Annotated in this window: 13 protein-coding genes; 3 read left to right on the top strand and 10 right to left on the bottom strand. The window is 41.8% G+C overall.

Annotated features, from left to right (window positions below; translation table 11 throughout):
* Positions 1-2: 2 nt before the first annotated feature.
* On the top strand, positions 3-1,430 hold the full coding sequence (locus LNTAR_RS08195; protein WP_007278211.1) for a DNA recombination protein RmuC: 1,428 nt from the start codon (positions 3-5) through the stop codon (positions 1,428-1,430).
* A 12-nt stretch (positions 1,431-1,442) separates the two neighbouring features.
* Here LNTAR_RS08195 and LNTAR_RS25400 read toward each other — a convergent pair whose 3' ends face one another.
* Genes LNTAR_RS25400 through cmk form a run of 5 tightly spaced genes read right to left on the bottom strand, consistent with a single transcriptional unit; the run spans position 1,443 to position 6,349 of the window.
* Positions 1,443-3,377: a DUF389 domain-containing protein gene (locus LNTAR_RS25400; RefSeq protein ID WP_007278210.1), complete on the bottom strand. Its 1,935-nt coding sequence runs from the start codon at positions 3,375-3,377 to the stop codon at positions 1,443-1,445.
* Positions 3,378-3,430: 53 nt separating this feature from the next.
* Positions 3,431-4,660 (bottom strand): 23S rRNA (uracil(1939)-C(5))-methyltransferase RlmD, encoded by a 1,230-nt coding sequence (gene rlmD / locus LNTAR_RS08185; protein ID WP_007278209.1) that lies wholly within the window; start codon positions 4,658-4,660, stop codon positions 3,431-3,433.
* Positions 4,661-5,242 carry a DUF4202 domain-containing protein gene (locus LNTAR_RS08180; RefSeq protein WP_007278208.1) on the bottom strand — a complete coding sequence of 194 codons (582 nt, stop codon included), beginning with the start codon at positions 5,240-5,242 and terminating at the stop codon, positions 4,661-4,663.
* On the bottom strand, positions 5,242-5,655 hold the full coding sequence (locus tag LNTAR_RS08175; protein ID WP_007278207.1) for an acyl-CoA thioesterase: 414 nt from the start codon (positions 5,653-5,655) through the stop codon (positions 5,242-5,244). Before LNTAR_RS08175 ends, LNTAR_RS08180 begins: the two co-directional genes overlap by 1 nt.
* Positions 5,656-5,659: 4 nt before the next feature.
* Positions 5,660-6,349 carry a (d)CMP kinase gene (gene cmk / locus LNTAR_RS08170; RefSeq protein WP_007278206.1) on the bottom strand — a complete coding sequence of 230 codons (690 nt, stop codon included), beginning with the start codon at positions 6,347-6,349 and terminating at the stop codon, positions 5,660-5,662.
* A 570-nt stretch (positions 6,350-6,919) separates the two neighbouring features.
* Between cmk and LNTAR_RS08165 the strand changes: the two genes are divergently transcribed.
* Positions 6,920-7,180 carry a hypothetical protein gene (locus LNTAR_RS08165; RefSeq protein WP_007278205.1) on the top strand — a complete coding sequence of 87 codons (261 nt, stop codon included), beginning with the start codon at positions 6,920-6,922 and terminating at the stop codon, positions 7,178-7,180.
* A gap of 503 nt (positions 7,181-7,683) precedes the next feature.
* Positions 7,684-8,682, top strand: a complete 999-nt coding sequence (locus LNTAR_RS08155) for a glycosyltransferase (RefSeq protein WP_007278203.1) — start codon at positions 7,684-7,686, stop codon at positions 8,680-8,682.
* Here the strand turns inward: LNTAR_RS08155 and LNTAR_RS08150 are convergent.
* From LNTAR_RS08150 to hflK, 5 genes are read right to left on the bottom strand one after another with little or no spacing between them, the layout of a single operon-like run.
* Complete coding sequence (locus LNTAR_RS08150) at positions 8,679-9,809, bottom strand: ABC transporter ATP-binding protein (protein WP_007278202.1); 1,131 nt, start codon at positions 9,807-9,809, stop codon at positions 8,679-8,681. The two genes, LNTAR_RS08155 and LNTAR_RS08150, sit on opposite strands and share 4 nt — an antisense overlap.
* A complete protein-coding gene (locus tag LNTAR_RS08145; RefSeq protein ID WP_007278201.1) occupies positions 9,809-11,773 on the bottom strand; it encodes a heavy metal translocating P-type ATPase in 1,965 nt (654 codons plus the stop codon). The genes LNTAR_RS08150 and LNTAR_RS08145 overlap by 1 nt, the downstream gene beginning before the upstream one ends.
* Positions 11,773-12,942 (bottom strand): SPFH domain-containing protein, encoded by a 1,170-nt coding sequence (locus LNTAR_RS08140; RefSeq protein ID WP_007278200.1) that lies wholly within the window; start codon positions 12,940-12,942, stop codon positions 11,773-11,775. The genes LNTAR_RS08145 and LNTAR_RS08140 overlap by 1 nt, the downstream gene beginning before the upstream one ends.
* Positions 12,942-13,862: a protease modulator HflC gene (gene hflC, locus LNTAR_RS08135; protein ID WP_007278199.1), complete on the bottom strand. Its 921-nt coding sequence runs from the start codon at positions 13,860-13,862 to the stop codon at positions 12,942-12,944. Before hflC ends, LNTAR_RS08140 begins: the two co-directional genes overlap by 1 nt.
* 2 nt (positions 13,863-13,864) lie before the next feature.
* On the bottom strand, positions 13,865-15,787 hold the full coding sequence (gene hflK / locus LNTAR_RS08130; RefSeq protein ID WP_007278198.1) for a protease modulator HflK: 1,923 nt from the start codon (positions 15,785-15,787) through the stop codon (positions 13,865-13,867).
* Between the last annotated feature and the right edge of the window lie 70 nt (positions 15,788-15,857).

The raw sequence follows: 15,857 nt of genomic DNA, 5'->3' as shown, positions 1-15,857 counted from the left end.
ATATGGAAATTGTCTACGCATTACTGGGCTTAATTATTGGAGCTGCCATCATGTTTTTCCTCAAGAAAGATTCAGGTACCTCAAGAGAACTAGAAATTGAACTGGAAAAGCTTCGCGATCAGGCCAAAAGTACAGCTGAAAAAGAAGAAAAGATCCAAGTCCAACAAAATGAAATAAGTACGCTCAGAGCTGAAGTCGCCAGCTCAACGAGCCTCTTGAACGAACGCCAAAAACTCATTTCCCGCTTTGAAGACGAAGCACAAAAATCGACCTCTCAGCTACAGGAAATCATCACCCTCAATGCGACTTTGAAAACTCAAATGCAAGCCGATCGCACCCTCCATGACGAAAAACTGCAGTCACTCAAGGCTAGCAAGGAAGAACTCAGTCGAAACTTCAAAGAAATTGCCAATAAAATTTTTGAAGAACAAAGTAAAAACCAAAGTCAAGCCAACAAAGAGAAGCTCGACCTCACACTTAAACCACTGAAAGAGCAGATCCATACTTTTTCAAAGCAAGTTCAGGACTGCTACAATAAAGAAGCCAAAGAACGTTTCTCCCTAGAGAAGGAAATCAAGAGCCTCAAAGAACTCAATACCCGCATGAGTGAAGATGCCCTGCAGCTCACCAAAGCCCTAAAAGGCGATTCCAAAGCTCGTGGAACTTGGGGCGAGCTCATCCTGGAACGCGTCCTCGAAGCCTCTGGCCTTCGCAATGGCTCTGAGTACTTCACTCAGGTCACTGAGACTGCCGAAGATGGCAAACGCTACATGCCTGATGCCATCGTTCATTTGCCCGATGAAAAGCAGATCATTATTGACTCTAAAGTTTCTTTAGTCGCCTATGAGAAGTATTGCTCTTCTGCTGATGAAGATGAACGTCTCACTTTGCGTAAAGCTCATTTAGATTCAGTCAAAAATCATATCAAAGAACTCTCAGATAAATCCTACGAAAATTTGCCCGGCATTAATTCTCTGGATTACGTCTTGCTCTTCATGCCAGTGGAGGGTGCTTTCCGCCTCGCAGTGGAAGCTGACGAAAAACTCTTTCTCGATGCCTATAAGAAAAACATCATGCTCGTGAGCCCCTCCACCCTTCTCATCACTTTGCGTACCATCAGTAAAATTTGGCAGTTCGAAAATCAAAACAGAAATACGCAAGCTATTGTCGATAAGGCAGAAGCCCTCTATTCAAAATTTGTTGGTTATGTAGAAAGCTTTCAAAAAGTCGGCAAGGGCATTGAGCAGGCTCGCAAAGCTTACGATAGTGCTGAAGGCCAACTGATGACCGGAAGAGGCAACCTCATTCGTACTTGTAAAAGTTTGGAAGAACTCGGTATCAAAAGTAAAAAGGCTATGCCCAAAGAAGTACTGCATAAAGCTGACATGGACTTTTCAAGTCCAGAGCTGATTGAAGAGAACTCCAAATAATTAGGTAAGACTCTACTTAATAAATTCTAAGTTTTTGGTCATCACAAATTCTGGCCAGATACTGACGACAACTTTGCGTTTAAGTTCCTTGCTGAGTAAAGCTTCGAATTCATCAATGATGACTCGGTCGGGAACATGGCCAACTTGAACCCAGATCCATACGCTCAGGCCTTCTTCTTTTAAATCCTTGTAGCTCACTTTTGTCACGTTGGTGATTCTGTATTTTTTCAAAACTGGATCCGTCATGCCCACAAATTCTTCGCGGTTGGGAAGTGAACTATCGCTTACTTTTTTAACCACATATTTCACCAAGCGTGAGCTCAGAGGGATACACAAAAGGGTCATGCAAAAGATAAGCAATAGATAAAGGCGCTTAACCAACTTATTGGCTGACTGATCTGGGCGAGCTCGTATACCCGCTGCAAAGAAAGTGAGTGCCGAGCCTAAGACAATGCAGATAACGTTAGTAATGAATAAAACCGTTGCCCCTTGTACCGTTGCCGCAATGCCTTTGGAGAGAGCTATCCCAATGGAGGCAATTGGCGGAACTAAAGCCGAAGCAATTGCCACACCCGGCAAGGCTGCAGAAAGGTGCGTTCGCGTCATACAGTGTGCTGCGGCAATACCAGAAACGAAGGCAATGAATAAATCCGCCATTCGTGGAGTTCCACGCGATAAAATCTCGCTGGTTAAATGCTCCATCGGGGTGAACAAGCCAATGAGAAAACTAATCCCTAAAGATGCCAAAAAACCAAATAAAATTGAGCGCGAGGCATTAATAATCATCGGCACATTGCCTTGGACTAAAGCCAAGCCCGTAGCTAAAATAGGTGTCATCAAAGGAGCTACCAACATCGCCCCAATAACGACGGCCACTGAGTTACTAATTAAGCCCAAGGCGGCTATAGAAGTGGAGAGCAACATCAAGGAAACAAAGTCGAAATTCCAGGTGGAGTTCATCAACAAAGCTTCGTGAAGCTCAATGCGCCCTTCACGTGTCAATTGCGGTACAGCTAAGTTGCAATAATACTCAAATTTATCTTTAAATCTTTCAGCCTTATTTTTGGCTACGCGGTGTGCTGCCACCGAGATATCTTTATTTTTCTCGATGAGCTTATCCGCCATATCTCCAAAGAGAGTTTTCTGAATTGAACCGCCCGTAGAAACCCCAAGCACGACAAAGTCGTAGCCCTCTTCTGCCGTCTCTGCAATTCCTTCCAAAACATCTTTATGATGAACCACACGACCCTTTAAATAATGACCATCTAATTCTAAGTCGACTTTTTTTAACATTTTCGAGAGTTGGTGAATACCCACTTCTTCCATGATTTCGGGCTGATTATTTGGTGGTTTAACCATGAGGGGGTGAACATGTGTACCTTGCGACTTCACCAATGAATTACAGTGCTTGAGCGCATCAAGGGCATGAGGTCCACCCGAGCATGGCACCAAAATCTTTTCAATTCGCCCCACATCGGCCTTGCCCGGACGAATAATAGTCGTTGAGCAAGGAGCTAATTCAAAAAGTTTATCGGTATAATGCTCTTTACTCCCAGCCGCTCTGCGACTCAAAAATAATTGCTTGCACTTCTTTTCTGAGAGCAACTTCATTGTCACCTTAGTGAAGCGTTCTCCACTGAGCTGCAAACAAGTGATTTTTGGAATGAAGGGAGTCTCTGGAGTCTCAGTGAAATTTTCATTGGGGATAGCCACATGAGTCTGAATACGGCGTTGTTCGCGTACAATGCGCGCATACACTTGACCTGGCACGCCATCTTTACCTTCGTATTCAGCTAAGTCGAGTTGTTCTACTTTAGTCTCATCTTGCCTCACTTTGCGAATCACAAAGATATACAGGTCATGACTCTCGGCGTAAGCCATCTGATAAGCCCAGGCAATTAGTGGCTTAACTTCTTCTGGACTTTCGACGACTACTGCTACACTCATTGACACATTTCCATTTTTTTCCTCCCGCAAATTAGTGACTTAAATCACAAAAATCAACGACCCTTTTTTGTCAAGAGAACTAAAGTTTCGAAATGTTCCGTTTGAGGAAACATATCAAACAACTGAATTTTAAGCGGCTTATACTCACGAAACAGAATCCCTAAGTCTTCTAATAATGAGCGTGGACTACAGGAGAGGTAGGCCAAATTATCCGGAGCTAATTCTAATATTCTACGAAGAGCCTGTTCGTGCATTCCCTTGCGAGGAGGATTGAGCACAGAGAACTCCATCTCTAAATCACTTTGCTTGAGAAATTCCGCCACATCCTGCTCAATAAATTTGACATTCTCTATACCATTGGCCTTAAGGTTTTTTTCCGCCATGCGAACGTTTTCAGGAAAGTTTTCAACCGCTGTAACTGAGTCCACCAAGTCGCCAAAAATCACTGGCATTGTACAGGTTCCTGAATAAAGATCGTGGATTTTTTTTGGCTGACATTCTTTAATAAAATTACGAACTGAGGTATAAGCTGCGGAAGCCACATCATGATTAGCCTGAAAGAAAGTGAGCGGACCTAAAATAAAGTCGCGTCCTAAGAGGTTTTCCGTAATGAACTCTTGTCCCCAAAACTTGCGACATTCACCCAAGCTATCGTCAAGGCGATTATCGTTTACATTCCAATAAACTGACTGCACTCCTTCATCTAGAAGCTTTTGTGCTATCTGTTCGAGTTTAGCTTCATCTGCAGAAGAAGTGGTCAAAAGAGATACTAATTGTTGACCTGACCTCGTTCGACGAATGATAATATAGCGAAGGCAGCCGTAATACTTATTTTGATCATAGGCTTCCAAGCCAACTTCGCGACTTAATCCCAAGGTCTTTGCGTAGATCGCATAATTTTCGTCTTCAACTAATGAACATTCATTGAGTTCGACAATGCCTTTTTGACCATCACAACGACGTTGCCCAGAACCTTCTGGAGTCACAATAAAATCCATGCGCTGGCGATATTTATAATCCCGCGCAGACGCAACCGCCTCTACTTCTAATTTCGCCAGAGAAGACATACCTGGAGTTTCTCTCACTAAGCGCTCTAAGGCCTGTTTTTTTATTTCTAATTGTTGCTCATAAGAATGTTGCTGCAAACTACAACCACCGCATTCTTCAAAATGTTGACATGCGGGTTCCGCATCAAAGCGATGCTTCCAGCGAACCTCAGCAAAAATCTGCATGAATTTCTCTTTGGCTTTGGCGTTGCCTTTAACTCGCTTTTTTCGTGCCATTTAGGCCCCTAAAGCCGTTTTCACAATCGACAAAGCTTTTTCTGAAAGATCGAGTTTCAAAGCTGCTTCATGAGCTTTTTCGCTCATTTTTCCCCAAGTTTTTTGTACGATATCTACTAGTTTTTCATCGCTGTGTTTAGCAATAAAGTCATCAAAGTAATAATTGAGAAAAACCATGCAGGCACAATCTTCGACACATTGGCTATCGCTATTATTCTTAAAGTTTTTCTTTTGGCACGCTTCACTTGCACGTACAATTTCTTCACTTGAGTATCCACATTCTTCCATGATTTCAGAAAGGATTTTAGCGTGAAGTTTAGCTAATGTGGTACGCCATTTAAAGTATCCCGCTTTACCTTCTGGAAAATCATTGCGCTTCAATTCCCAACGGCAAATATGCTGTGCTCTTGCTGCTAGCTTAATAGTTTCGTCAACTTCTGGATAAAGGCGCTCTTGCCATTCTCCCATGCATTTAGAGTAAAGCACATTCGCACCGACTTCATTTCCATCAATTATTTTTTTATCGGGATCAAGTTGGTTTTTTTCTAAAATTAGCTCAAGGGCTTTTTGATAATCGGCCATTATTTACTCTCCTTATAATCATTGAACAAAGTCATTACATTCTCTGGAATCTTTACTGGTCTTCGCGTTTCTGCACTCACAAAACAATGCGTCGTTCCGCCTACTACTAATAAGTCGCCGTTTTGATTGAAAACTTCGTTTTTCACAAGCATGCGGCAACCTTTCATTTCTGAAATACTCGCTTTAATAAGCAACATATCATCGTATTTCGCAGGGATTTTATAGTCACAATTTGCAGATGCTACTGGCAACATTAAACCATCGGCTTCTAAAGTCGTATAAGGCAGTCCCATATTTCTTAAAAGTTCATTGCGAACACGTTCAAAATAAACGAAAAAATTAGCGTAGTAAACCACACCCATTTGATCTGTGTCTGCATAGGGTACTCGATAAGAAATTTCTGCCTCAACCATTTGATTAACCTTCTGCTAAGCCTTTTTTTACTCGTTCTGCCATCATCGCAATCACTGCTTCTAAACTAAGATCAGAAGTATCAACCATCACCGCATCTTCGGCAGGCTTTAAAGGTGAAACAGCACGATTCATATCCATTTCATCTCTCTTTGCGATCTCCGCAGCTACTTTTTCAACTGTAGCTCCTTCAGAAACTTCTCCCTCTTGAGCCAAGCGTCTTTGGGCTCTTACCATGGGTGATGCACTCACATAAAATTTGAATTTTGCTTCGGGAAAAACCACTGTTCCGATATCTCTCCCTTCCATAACGATCAAGCCTAATTCAGCTGCTTCACGTTGGCGTTTCACTAACCATTTTCGAACAGCAGGGATCTTTGCCACAAGACTAACTTTTGCCGCAACTTCCGGCGAACGTACCTGCGAGGCCTCAGCTAATTCCCCATTGATATGTAACAATAGATCTAACCCTTCACCAGAAACGTAACGAATATCTTGCTCTGGAAGGATTGCTTCGACGGCATCCGCCTGAGTTTCGGGGTCAATCCCTTTAGCGATAACCACGGAAGTTAAAGCGCGATACATATCGCCCGTATTTACAAAATACGCATTAAGTTCTTTTGCAAGCCCTTTTGCTGCAGAGCTTTTACCAGATGCGGCAGGGCCATCAAGTGTAATTTGAGCTATTTCAGCCATAAAATATCCTTTAAAATTTTTCTCAATATAGCTCGCTTGAAACCTAATTCAGTCGAAGAAAATGATTTTTTCAGCACTTCTTTTAAATACAACTTAAATATTAATTTTGGAGGTTAGGTGTACATAATGAACAACAGCTTCACAAAGACTCACATCTAAAACTTTTTATCTACTTTTTCTAGCCATATACTATGTGCAGAGAAGGAGAGCTTCTCATCATTTAACTGTCGTTCTGCACCCTCCCCTCCCTCCTATTGACACTCCCAGCAGGGCGACAGTTTTTTTATCCCAAAAAAAAATATTCACTAATGCGACTTGAAAAAAACCAAATCATCCTAATTGTAAAGGACAAATAAAAATTTTGGATACAAATCATGAACGCACTTTGCACAACATATCGCTGGAACACCACAGTCGTAATGCCTAAGCATTATACGACCGCGGGGCTATGGACATGTGCAAAAGGATTTCAATAGATAGATTTATCCACATACACTTTCCGAAGCCCCGCAGAAAAATCTGCGGGGCTTTTTTTTGCCCAAAAATCAATATAAATTTAAGAGACATACAATGGTTAATTTACAAAACGAATACCAAAAAGCTATCAAAGCTAAAAATACAGTTAAGCAACAATTCATTATCAATTTACAAAAGCTATTCTTGAAAGTAAAAGATAAGCCCCCAAGCGAACTCTCTAGCGAGTCGCAGTTGCTTTTAGCGATTGTCCAGAACATCCCTTACATCACAAGTCAGGAGTTCGATGCTTTGATCCTTTCTTCAGTTAGAAGTGAAGAGGCCCCTAAAACAAAGGGGCTTCTCAAAGCAAGTTAAAGTTTAAGCAGAACAAACATCCACATAATTGATCTTGCTGACCATAAAATGGTCCGAGGCCAATTACTAAGCACCAAGCGCTGAATACATTTTTCATCTTTTCCGTGCTTTTGCAGTCGAGCATGACAAGGAACGCTCCAAATGGCAGTCGAAAGCCAAATCAAAATGGCCAACAGAGCATTTAGGACCCCGTATTTCCCCATCAAGAAAAGAGATGTCCCAAGGTCAACTATCATTAATGGGACCACAATAAATGATATACGATCCGCGTGAAACTTTGCGAACTCAGCAAAATGAGACTCACTTACATATTTAAAGCTCGGATAGTGCACAATCTGAATGAGCCATATCAAGCCCGTCAGGCTGAAGCATACAAAGATTTGTAACAGCAAAAGTAAATCCATTTACGACCTTATAATTTTATTAAAGTATGATCTATTTATCTCTATCCCTATTAGCATAAGCTAGACTGGCTCATTATCAAACTTTATTAAATCTATCTGATGATCTCTGTAATCCTACCCTATTTCAATGCTGAAGCGACGTTAAAAACTGCTATTGAAAGTCTAATCAATCAGAATTATGAAAATTTCGAACTCATTCTTTGCAACGATGGCTCAACAGATGAAAGTGAAATAATTGCCAAATCCTTCGCCAATGATAAGAGAATCAAGTTAATACAGCAAAAGAACCAAGGCGTCGCTCGAGCTCATAGCTTCGCCATGCAGCATGCCGTCGGTGAATATATTGCTAGAATGGATGCGGATGATTTTGCTCATCCCGATAGGTTTAAATTGCAACATCAACATTTGACCAACGACTCCAACTTACAGGTATCAGCCAGTCAAGTAGAATTTAATTCATGCTTAGATAAGGCAGAGGGATTCCAACACTTTGTGGACTGGAACAACACTCTCCTCACTTATGAGGAAATTTTAGAAAATCGCTTCATAGAAATGCCACTGGTCAACCCAAGCACCATGATTCGACGAGAACTTTATGAATCCATCGGAACATACCAACACAACAGTTTCCCAGAAGATTATGATTACTGGCTCAAAGCTTTATCGAGCGGAGCCAAAATTGAAAAACTCCCGCACAAACTCATAACTTGGAATGACTCCTCCTCACGTCTCACGCGTAGTTCTCTACTTTATGACCCAGAGAATTTTTACGCATGCAAAGCTTATTATTTAGCTCAGGAGCTACAAAAAAATAATATTGACGAAGTGGTGATTTGGGGTGCAGGAAACAAAAGTCGCAAACGCTCTGATGAATTACTTAAGTACGGGATCACAATCAAAGCTTATATTGATGTCTCAAAGAAGTTAATTGACCGCGAAATAAATGGAGTCCCCATCTATGATTTTCAGGATACGCAAAAATTCCAAAATGAATTTATACTTTCTTATGTTGGAAATCGAGGGATCCGCGGAAAAATAAAACGCTACTTAGAAAAGCTCGATCTAAGAACACAAAGAAACTTTATTTTGTGCTCTTAAAGAAGGTTTGATAACTTATCGTTAATCTCTTCTTTTTGCTCTTCCTTCTTGGCTTCTATGACTTCTTCTGTTTCCTCTTCAGCCACTGCTTCATCCTGCATGACTTCCTGCAAGATTTCTTTTTTGACTTCAGCAGGCTCTTCTTGTACGGGAACTTCTTCCATCACCTCAGCTTGAGTTAACTTATCAAGAACATCTGAATTAGCGTGCTCCCCATCTTCTTGGAGATAGGCAGCGACTTTACCGCTATAATCTGCACCAGAAGTTGTGATACTATCTTCTTTGGCTTCAGTAATCACCTGTAAGAACATATCTTCAAGTGACCTCTTGGGGTGCTCGAGATCCACATCATCACCAAGTTCTTTTGTGACAAATTTTCGAATCTTAGCTAAAAGCTCATCGTCTTTCGTTTCAAAAGTTAGAGTATGCTTATCTGTCTCTTGCAACAATGATTCTAAACGTCCGCTCGAGCGAACGTGCCCACCATACATGACCACGACATTATCTACGATATCTTCCACATCCGCCAACAAGTGACTACTTAAAATCACTGTTTTTCCTCGTTTTGCCAAGAGGCGAATTAAGTCCTTTACTTCTCGACAACCCACGGGATCAAGACCGGAAGTTGGTTCATCTAAAATAATGAGGTCAGGGTCGTTAATTAAGGCTTGAGCTAAGCCAATGCGACGCGCCATACCTTTAGAGAACTCTCCTACTGGACGTTTACGCGCATGAGTCAAGCCCACCATTTCAATGAGTTGATCCACGCGCTTTTTACGATCGGCCTTCGGAATTTTAAAAAGAGACGCATAAAAATCCAAAATCTCTTCAGGATTCAAGTAACGGTAGAGGGTGGTTTCTTCAGGTAAATAACCAATGCGTTTTTTGACATCTAAATTACTTGGTTTCTCACCAAAAATTTTAACTTTACCCACAGAAGGAAAAAGTAAGCCTAAAAGCATTTTGATCGTTGTTGATTTCCCCGATCCATTAGGACCAAGCAAGCCGAAAACTTGACCTTTCTTGATCTCAAAATTTAAGCCATTGACGGCTTTTGCTTTGGGGCGACCCCAAAAGTCTTTAAAAACTTTATTTAAGTTACTGACTTCAACAACTGTTTCGCTCATTAGCTGACCTCTGCCGTTTCACTTGCTTCAATATCTTCACCCTGACGAACTAATCTTGCGGAGTTCGCAATAATGATCAAAGTCGAGATTGTATGAAGGAAAGCTGCATTGACACCATCGAGTATCCCCAGTGTTGACAAGACTAAGCCACCCACAATCGAGATAAGACCGACAAATAAGTTCTGCATCATCACCGCTTGGTTCGTTTTCGCCAATTTAATAAAGAAAGGCACGCGGCGTAAATCGTTATTCATGAGTGCTACAGAAGCACTATTCACGGCAATATCGGCACCCGAAACACCCATGGCAATACTTACATGACCCGCGGCCAAGGCTGGCGCATCATTTACACCATCACCAACTACTGTAACGATTTTACCTTCAGATTTGAGTCGTTCTACATATTCTACTTTTTCATGCGGCAGGCATTCTGAACTCACTTGATTCACCGCAACTTCTTTGGCCACTTTCACAGCCACAGAATCACTATCACCCGTCACCATATTTAAATCATTTACACCAAGCTTATTCAAAGAGCTAATCGCAATTGGTGCTTGCTCACGAATAGTGTCGCTAAGTCCTATCCAGCCAAGAACTTTAGCTCCCTCAGCAACATACACAACACTTCTGCCTTTTGTTTCTTCAGGATTAACTTCAATCGGACTACAATCTACATCACACTCTTCGAGCCAACTTCTACGACCAACTCTAATAGTTTTCCCACCATAAACCGCTTCGACACCTCGGCCGGGGACTTCCTGGCATTCCACATCTGCAGGAGCCGTAACACCTGCTTCTCCAGCTAATTTAATAACTGCGCGAGCCGCAGGGTGATTGGAAGAACTTTCGGCAATAACTGCCGCTTTGAGTAAGTCTGCTGGTTCAGTTCCTTCTGCAGGTTTGAGCTTCACAACGGCTAAATCACCTTTAGTGAGTGTGCCGGTTTTATCAAAAACAACTGAATTTACTTTTGCCGCTAATTCGAGAACACTCACATCTTTAATGAGAAGGCCCAAGCGCGCACAGGATGCTACCGACGCAACTAAAGCCGATGGTGTAGCTACAACTAAAGCACAAGGACAAGCCACAACTAAAGTCGCCACAACACGATCCATATCAAACCCACTAAAGAAGTAAACCGCTGCTGCAATCATCATCACTGTGGGAAGGTAGTATGCCGTATAGCGGTCAATCATACGCATGACTGGAAGCTTGGCGTTCTCGGCTTGCTCAATCAAGTTGCGAACTTTACCCAAAGTCGTATCACTACCGATACGTGTAACTTTTACTTGTACTAGGCCACTCAAATTTTGAGTGCCCGCAAAAATTTCTGCTCCAACTTCACAGTCTACAGGAAGTGATTCGCCCGTAATTGAAGCTTGGTTGACACTTGTGGAACCTTTGACTAACTCACCGTCAGCAGGGAACGCATCACCTGGTCGTACAACAATCTTGTCGCCTAAAGCAAGCTCTAAAGCATCGACTTCTTCTTCAGAACCATCTGCTTTTAATCTTTTTGCTTTTCGCGGGGTCAAGCGAATGATTTCTTCGATAGACTCGTGCGCACCTGCAGCCGTTCTATGTTCAATCGCAATCGCAATGAGCATAAAAAAGGCGACGGCCGCGGCTGTTCGAAAGTCTTCACCAATGAAAGCAGCAAGAAGTGCGAGCGCCACCAATTCATTCATGAAGTAATTGCCCTTAATCACGTCCTGTATAGCCGATTTCACAATGGGGATACCTAATAATAATGCCGCCACTAAAGCCGTAAGTTGACCATGGAAAGAACCTTCGCCAAAAATTGAATCGGCGATATAAGAGCTCACTAACAAAGCTCCACCGAGCATGACCACTGGACCACTCACATGAGCATGGGAATGACCATCGTCACAACAATCCGATCCATGCACATGGTCATGATCGTATTTCTCACGAAAAAGCGCTGTGTTTTTTTGTGGGATCATTACTTGCCCTCCTGTTTTTCTTCATCTGCAAACGGAGATAACTTGATCCGAATTTGGTTATTGGGGTTGTCTGTACCAGAAATAATAAACTTGTTCTCAACTTTTTGCAGAGATTGTGATAATGAAGTCATGTAGAGCGGCAGAAGCGATTTCTCAGGGCTCTTTTTATCGTAGACACTGAGAAATGCGGAGAATTTCTCACTTCTATTTTTGAGCTGGGAAATCAGACGACTCTTAAAAACTTCTGCATCCTTCTCACTCGAGTAAGCATCTTGACGTGCTTGTGAAATGATTATTTCTTTTTCTTCTTGAGCTTTAGAGACTGCCTTATTTGCCGAAGTAATAGAACGGGAAACCCCAGCAAAGCTACCACTTAGTTGCGCAATTGGTTTTCTATCTTCTGGTTTGATATCGAAACGGTCGCATTCAATGCCTAAGTTCAAAGTGCTAACTTCTTTGCGAATGGAATCTAAGCAAATCTGCATGAACTCATTTTGGCTGACGTAATGTGCTTTATCCACACTCCATTTAGAACTCTGAAAAGTAAGTGTACGGTCAACGATATTCCTTAAAACATCTTGGGCTCGTTTATCACCTTCTTCTTCATCCAATTTTGTGGAGTAAAAACTTTTGTAATAACGTACTGGATTGACAACACGATAAGTCAAATGGCCCTTCACATGATAAAGGTACTGATCTCCAGTTAGGACGTAGCCATCATCACCCATCATTAAGTCAGCTGTAGAATCGCCTGCTTGCGCAGAAGCCCCAAGAGCTTGCCCAACACCGCTCGGCCAAAAGCTCGAACTACTCACCAGTTGTGGGGTGTGAGCCGAAGAGAATTTAAGAACTTCACCAAAAGGTTTCGGCAGAATTAAATGAACTGATCCTTCGTCCTTAATAAAACCCTCACCATCGTGAAGCATGATCTCTTTAAACTTAAAGGTAATAACTTGTTGACCCGATTCGACAGTAAAGTAACCACTGCGAACCACAAAAAACAAGAGGACTAACATGAAGAAACGCATTGCTGTAAAGATAAAAGTCAAAGCTTTACCAACAGCCTTTTCCGCTTCGCCAGTTTGCTGCTCTACGACAGGTTCATGATGGTGATGATCGTGATGATCACAACTTTCACCATGTTCATGATGATGGTGATCGTGAGCCATTAGCGAGCTCCTTCGCCTAAGACATTAATCGCGCCATCATTGAGAAGATCAAATGGCTTGGTGTTAACATCGAGAATCAAGGCAGTTTTGCCATCGGCTAAGGCCGATTTTAAGGCTTCTAGTTTTAACAAGAAACTGGCGAGCTCAGGTGCTTGATTGAAAACTTCATAATACATTGCGGCTTCCATCTCGCCTTCTGCACGAATACGTTCAGCCTCTGCTAAGGCCGTGTCGCGAATTTTACGTCCTTCTGCCTTACCTTCACTAATAATTTTTTGAGCTTCGGTTTCACCTTTAATGAGATATTTTTGAGATTCAACTTCACGTTCCTGACGCATTCTCTCGATAAGTGACTGTTGTGTTTTATTGGGTGGCAAGCCTAGGTGACGAACTCCCACACTCACGAGTTCGATACCATATTGCTCTGCATTTTTCTTAGCTTCTTGGGCAATACTTTGTTCGATCTCTGCAAGTTTATGTGCTTTTGCATCAGTCGTCACCACATCATTCATTTCATAACGCGAAAAAATTGAACCACTTGCTGAGCCAATAATGTTGGGGAGAATATTGCTCTGCGCTTCGGCATTGGTATTAACTGTGCGAAGAAAAACTTCCGCATCAGCAATTTTCCAAATGCAGTACATAGAAACCATTAAGCTACGAGCATTTTTCAAACTCGTTTGGGTCAGTGGACGCTCATAGGTATTGAGTCGTTTCTCTAAAGATATGCTATTTTCGATCGGATAAGGCAACTTAAAAGTAAGCCCTGGCTCCGCGATGCGATTAACTTTCCCAAAGCGCGTAATTATTAGGTACTCATTTTCCGAAACTTGACGACAGACTGACGAGCCTAAAAATACTGCGGCCACGAGCAACACCGCAATCATTGGGATAGGATTCTTTTTCTTTTTAGCTTCCATAATTAATCCTCTTCTACACTAAGGCTTTTGAGTAAGCCAATATTTTTATTATTTTCAAAATTGATGATGATGTTTTTCGCTGCTTTTGGCGAATTAAAGATGTATTTGGGCACTCCATTAAGGTCGCGCTCAATAAAGTCTAAATAAGAAACCAACTTAAATATTCCTGGTGCCTTACCGTAAATCCTCTGCTGAATCGTAAAGCGTTCAGATTGAGCTCGTGCAAAAGCGATGCGCTGAACTTTCTCAGTTTTTGCTTCTTCAATCATTTGTAGTTTATAGCTACTGGCAGCACTCACTTCTCTCTTAGCCTTTGTTTGTGCTTTAAATATTTTTGCATCACTTTCAAAAACAGCCCCCATCACTCTATCGTGACTCAAAACGGTATCTACAGGAGGATGCGACGCTTCAATCTCTAAGAAAACCACATTTACGCCTAAGTCGATTGCGTCGGCTTTTTCTTGGAGCACTTTCTTGAGTTGATCAGCTGCTTGAGTACGGTCATTACCCATGAAAGCGCTATAATCAGCTTGCCCTATGTAAGAGACTAATTCCTGCTCGGCCAATGACTGTAAAACTAACTGAGGTTCTTTATAATTGTAAAGATACTCATATATATCCTTCACTTTATAATGAACGGGAACCTTAATCGTCAACATGTTCATATTTGATTTTTCAGATGCCGCATCAGAGGCTAGGTAATTAAAGTCTTCATAACCTTCTTCATGAGCACCATGTGATTTACGGCCCCAAACGTTAACTTTCTCTTCATTAGAAATCTTATACTCGTCCTCTTCCATGGGTGGCTCTCCCAAAGCAGAGGTAGCTGATTTAACTTGACCAACGGTAAAAGTACTGAGCTTATCAACATTATATATAGAGATCTTGCCCATTGGCCATGGCAATTTAAAATTGAGTCCTGGCTGAAGTTGCACAACCTCGCCACCAGCATCTCGGCTAATTTTACCAAAGTTCTCTCTAACTCCCGCATAACCTGGTTTAATTTCGACCATAGTCGTCATCAAATACAGCCAGCCAGCCTGCACGGCTAAAATCGGCAGTAAAACTTTCTTAAAAACGATATTAAAACTATTTTCTGAAACGTGAATACCTGTTTGATATTCAATGACATGCACAATGTTTGATGCTAAACCACCGGGGCTGGTCATCACAGTTAGCATGCGACTCTCTAATAAGAAAGCCCTTTCTTCTTCACTGTGACGAGGGCGAAATGATTCCATCACAATGCCTAAAACCATCTCGATTGCTAAGATCGCAATAATAACCACAAAAGCGTAATTAACCTGTTTTCTGTAATCAAAAAGCTCTAAAGCGGAAGTGATTTCAAAAACGCCTAAGACAAAGAGCATGATCGCTGAACAATAAAACCACCCGGATAATGCCCGTAATTTTGAACTGCCCACATCTCGCGAAACACCGCCCGCATAAGAAGCAAATATAAAATAGCCTGCAGCGAGCCCCATCATCATTGCCGCTGCATTTGAACTTCTCTTATCAAGGGCAAGCTCAGGATCTGTAGCGAGTCGCGACCAAAAATAATAAATCCCTACGAGAGCGCCAATGCCCACAGCAAAACAAAAAACTGAAACCACATAGCGTTCAAAAAACATCAAGGATCTTTTAGCAAACGCTAAATCGGTACCTTCCTCCTCTTCAAATAAAGCATCACCAGAAGCTTTTTTTGCCTGCTGACCGTATTCTATAAGTTTCGCTTCTAGCCTATTACTCTGCCAAGCAATTCCTCCAACTAAAAGAGTGAAGGCTCCCAAGTAAATAAAAGTGGAAAAAATTTCAATGGGGTACCATAACTTCAGGGCGTACAAAGATGAAGTTAGGACCAAGGAAGCAACAATCGCGAGCAGTGAAACAAAGTGAACTTTTGAAAATTTCTCTTTGCTGTTCATGGTCTCTCCTATGATTCATTTCTAATTTGAAAAAGTATGTTTTAAAATACTACTTAAATCAAGGGCAACT

The sequence above is a fragment of the Lentisphaera araneosa HTCC2155 genome, assembly GCF_000170755.1.
Taxonomy (GTDB): Bacteria; Verrucomicrobiota; Lentisphaeria; order Lentisphaerales; family Lentisphaeraceae; genus Lentisphaera; species Lentisphaera araneosa.
The sequence above is the reverse complement of the archived record's forward strand: the minus strand, read 5'-3'. Positions and strand labels throughout refer to the sequence as shown.

Coding starts and splice junctions, on each gene's coding strand:
- LNTAR_RS08195 (WP_007278211.1), top strand. CDS start 3: ATGGAAATTGTCTACGCATTACTGGGCTTAATTATTGGAGCTGCCATC.
- LNTAR_RS25400 (WP_007278210.1), bottom strand. CDS start 3,377: ATGAGTGTAGCAGTAGTCGTCGAAAGTCCAGAAGAAGTTAAGCCACTA.
- rlmD (WP_007278209.1), bottom strand. CDS start 4,660: ATGGCACGAAAAAAGCGAGTTAAAGGCAACGCCAAAGCCAAAGAGAAA.
- LNTAR_RS08180 (WP_007278208.1), bottom strand. CDS start 5,242: ATGGCCGATTATCAAAAAGCCCTTGAGCTAATTTTAGAAAAAAACCAA.
- LNTAR_RS08175 (WP_007278207.1), bottom strand. CDS start 5,655: ATGGTTGAGGCAGAAATTTCTTATCGAGTACCCTATGCAGACACAGAT.
- cmk (WP_007278206.1), bottom strand. CDS start 6,349: ATGGCTGAAATAGCTCAAATTACACTTGATGGCCCTGCCGCATCTGGT.
- LNTAR_RS08165 (WP_007278205.1), top strand. CDS start 6,920: ATGGTTAATTTACAAAACGAATACCAAAAAGCTATCAAAGCTAAAAAT.
- LNTAR_RS08155 (WP_007278203.1), top strand. CDS start 7,684: ATGATCTCTGTAATCCTACCCTATTTCAATGCTGAAGCGACGTTAAAA.
- LNTAR_RS08150 (WP_007278202.1), bottom strand. CDS start 9,809: ATGAGCGAAACAGTTGTTGAAGTCAGTAACTTAAATAAAGTTTTTAAA.
- LNTAR_RS08145 (WP_007278201.1), bottom strand. CDS start 11,773: ATGATCCCACAAAAAAACACAGCGCTTTTTCGTGAGAAATACGATCAT.
- LNTAR_RS08140 (WP_007278200.1), bottom strand. CDS start 12,942: ATGGCTCACGATCACCATCATCATGAACATGGTGAAAGTTGTGATCAT.
- hflC (WP_007278199.1), bottom strand. CDS start 13,862: ATGGAAGCTAAAAAGAAAAAGAATCCTATCCCAATGATTGCGGTGTTG.
- hflK (WP_007278198.1), bottom strand. CDS start 15,787: ATGAACAGCAAAGAGAAATTTTCAAAAGTTCACTTTGTTTCACTGCTC.